A 2,856-nucleotide genomic window follows, 5' to 3' on the forward strand; every position below is an offset into this window, starting at 1 on the left:
CGCTCGCGGAGCCCGGCGCTGCTGACCCTGCTGAACCGGAACTTCAAGGCGCACGTGCGTGCCCGCGACGCGACGGCCGGCTCCGTCCCGTCCTCCGCCAGCGCGGCGAGCAGGGCGTCGCGGGCACGCACGTGCGCCTTGAAGTTCCGGTTCAGCAGGGTCAGCAGCGCCGGGCTCCGCGAGCGGCTGGTCCTCGCGGCCAGGACGCCGTAGGTCCAGACCGCCGCGTGCTCGGCGGCCAGCGCCTCGTTCCGGGCGTCCTCAGCCCGGACCCGCTCAGCCACCGAGCACCTCCCGTCGCTGCGCGACGGCGGCGGCCATCGAGGCGAGGATCCGGGCGAGCGACCCCGACTCCGCCGCCCCGGCGGCGGAGGCCAGGACCGGCCCGAGGGCGGCCTCGGCCGTGCGGAGGTCGCTCGGGGCGGGCTCGGTGCTCGGCGGGGCCGAGGACGACGAGGACGACGAGGACGCCGAGGACGCCGAGGACGCCGCGCCGAGCACCGCCAGGTGTGCCTCGTGCATCGCGGCCACCTCGGTGAGACCCTGCGCGACGGCGAGGTCCCGCACCCGGCGTACCTCCGTCACGACCTGGTCCACGAGCAGCTCGTCCGCGGTCGGGCCGCTCGGGGTGGCCGACGGCGACGGCGAGGAGAGCGGCGAGTCGCAGGCCGACGCGACACCGACGACGACCGCCAGCGCCGGCAGGGCGCGGCGGGAGACGGCGGGCATGGCCGCGACCCTACCCACCCGGCACCCGTTAGGCTGACTCCCACAACTGCACCACACAACAGGACAGAGAGAAGTGAGGAGGGGTCGCCCGTCATGAGTGACACCACCAAGGAGCGGATCGCAGGCGAACTCGCCGGCCCGCTCGCTGCCCTGGGCCTCGACGTCGAGGCCGTCGAGATCAGTCCCGCCGGAAAGCGCCGGATCCTCCGCGTCGCCGTCGACAAGGACGGCGGTGTGACGCTGGACGACGTGGCCGAGGCGACCCGTGAGATCGACCGGGTGCTCGAGGCGTCCGACGCGATGGGCGAGCAGCCCTACACGCTGGAGGTCACGAGCCGCGGCGTCGACCGTCCGCTGACCCTCCCGCGCCATTGGCGCCGCAACGTCGGCCGGCTGGTCAAGGTGACCCCGGTCGAGGGGGCCACCGTCACCGGCCGCGTGCTGGCCGGCGACGACGACACCGTCACGCTCGACGTGACCGGGGAGAGGCGGACGATCGCGCTCGCCGACGTCGCCAAGGCCTTGGTGCAGATCGAGTTCAACCGGCCGGGCGGGGCCGAGGCCGACGAGGCCGACGAGATCGACGGCGGCGACGACGAGATGGAGGACTGACGTGGACATCGACATGAGCATCCTGCGCACGCTGGAGCGGGAGAAGGAGATCTCGTTCGACGTCCTCGTCGAGGCGATCGAGCAGGCGCTCCTCACCGCCTACCACAAGACCCCGGGCGCGCAGGAGCGCTCCCGCGTCGTGCTCGACCGGAAGTCCGGCCACGTGAGCGTGCTCGCCACCGAGCTCGACGAGGACGGCAACCCCGTCGGCGAGTACGACGACACCCCGGCCGACTTCGGCCGGATCGCCGCCACGACGGCGAAGCAGATCATGCTCCAGCGGCTGCGGGACGCCGAGGACGACGTGAAGTTCGGGGAGTTCTCCGGGCGCGAGGGCGACCTGATCAGCGGTGTCATCCAGCAGGGCCGCAACCCCGACGACGTGCTCGTCGACCTCGGCAAGATCGAGGCCGTCATGCCGCTCGCCGAGCGGGTCGCGGGGGAGGACTACACCCACGGCACCCGGATCAAGGCGCTGGTCACCAGCGTGCGCAAGGGGATGCGCGGCCCGCAGATCACGCTGTCGCGCTCCCACCCCAACCTGGTGCGCAAGCTCTTCGCGCTCGAGGTGCCCGAGATCGCCGACGGCACCGTCGAGCTCGCCGCGATCGCCCGCGAGGCGGGACACCGCACCAAGATCGCGGTGAAGTCCACCGTCTCCGGTGTCAACGCCAAGGGCGCCTGCATCGGCCCGATGGGCCAGCGGGTGCGCAACGTGATGGCCGAGCTGCACGGCGAGAAGATCGACATCGTCGACTGGAGCGACGATCCCGCCACCCTGGTCGCCAACGCGCTGTCGCCCGCCCGGGTCACCTCGGTCCAGATCCTCGACGCGGACGCCAAGGCGGCACGGGTGATCGTGCCGGACTACCAGCTCTCGCTGGCCATCGGCAAGGAGGGCCAGAACGCCCGCCTCGCCGCCCGCCTCACCGGCTGGCGCATCGACATCCGCTCCGACGAGGAACAGCCGCAGGCCTGACGCCGCCATGGTCGCGGCCACGATGTGCGCCGTCCGGCGGCGACACGCCGACGTCCGCGGCGTGTCGCCGCGTGGCGGCCGCACGTCCTGCACGCCTCCCGCTCACCCCGGCCGGTGCCGCCGGCGTACGTGGGGATGTATCGCCAGAGCCTCGACACCCACGCCGACCGGATCACTGCGGCGCGGATCCCGGTGGAGCGGATCGCCGGCCGCGTGCTCTTGGGCGCCGGAGGAGACGATGCCCTCTGGCCGTCGACGCTGTTCGCCGAGCGGATCCGCGCCCGGCGGGCTGCCGCGGGGCTCGACACGACCGTCGTGACCCATCCGGCGGCGGGGCATCGCGTGGTGCTGCCCGGCGAGACGCCTCCGGCTCCTCGCGCCGACCTCGCCCACGGCGGCACGCCGGAGGCGGACCTCGAGCTCGGTGCCGCCGTCTGGCACGAGCTGGTGCGCGCGCTCCGCGCCTGACGCTCGCGCGGCCGGTGCCACGATGTGCGCCGTCCGGCCCCGACACGCCGACGCGCTCGGCGTGTCGC

Annotated in this window: 5 protein-coding genes; 3 read left to right on the forward strand and 2 right to left on the reverse strand. The window is 73.7% G+C overall.

Annotated elements, in window-relative coordinates; all coding sequences use genetic code 11:
- Both QM572_RS18480 and QM572_RS18485 read right to left on the reverse strand, forming a co-directional pair.
- A partial coding sequence (locus QM572_RS18480; RefSeq protein ID WP_415095446.1) for a DUF4439 domain-containing protein occupies window positions 1-284 on the reverse strand: 284 nt, incomplete at its 3' end.
- Window positions 277-729 carry a hypothetical protein gene (locus QM572_RS18485; protein WP_415095447.1) on the reverse strand — a complete coding sequence of 151 codons (453 nt, stop codon included), beginning with the start codon at window positions 727-729 and terminating at the stop codon, window positions 277-279. The genes QM572_RS18480 and QM572_RS18485, both read right to left, overlap by 8 nt.
- 93 nt (window positions 730-822) lie before the next feature.
- On the opposite strand from QM572_RS18485, the gene rimP reads away from it, so the two are divergent.
- The 3 genes from rimP to QM572_RS18500 all read left to right on the forward strand — a co-directional run bounded on the left by rimP (window position 823) and on the right by QM572_RS18500 (window position 2,788).
- The gene (gene rimP, locus QM572_RS18490) at window positions 823-1,341 is read left to right on the forward strand and encodes a ribosome maturation factor RimP (protein ID WP_415095448.1); all 519 of its coding nucleotides are present in this window, start codon (window positions 823-825) and stop codon (window positions 1,339-1,341) included.
- Between the two features lies 1 nt (window position 1,342).
- Window positions 1,343-2,320: a transcription termination factor NusA gene (gene nusA / locus QM572_RS18495; RefSeq protein WP_415095449.1), complete on the forward strand. Its 978-nt coding sequence runs from the start codon at window positions 1,343-1,345 to the stop codon at window positions 2,318-2,320.
- Window positions 2,321-2,455: 135 nt separating this feature from the next.
- Window positions 2,456-2,788, forward strand: coding sequence for an acyl-CoA thioester hydrolase/BAAT C-terminal domain-containing protein (locus QM572_RS18500; RefSeq protein ID WP_415095450.1), 333 nt, complete (start codon window positions 2,456-2,458; stop codon window positions 2,786-2,788).
- Window positions 2,789-2,856: the final 68 nt, after the last annotated feature.

Origin of the sequence: Nocardioides sp., assembly GCF_047607365.1 — a bacterium.
In the GTDB taxonomy this organism is placed as follows: Bacteria; Actinomycetota; Actinomycetes; order Propionibacteriales; family Nocardioidaceae; genus Nocardioides.

Coding starts and splice junctions, on each gene's coding strand:
- QM572_RS18485 (WP_415095447.1), bottom strand. CDS start 729: ATGCCCGCCGTCTCCCGCCGCGCCCTGCCGGCGCTGGCGGTCGTCGTC.
- rimP (WP_415095448.1), top strand. CDS start 823: ATGAGTGACACCACCAAGGAGCGGATCGCAGGCGAACTCGCCGGCCCG.
- QM572_RS18500 (WP_415095450.1), top strand. CDS start 2,456: ATGTATCGCCAGAGCCTCGACACCCACGCCGACCGGATCACTGCGGCG.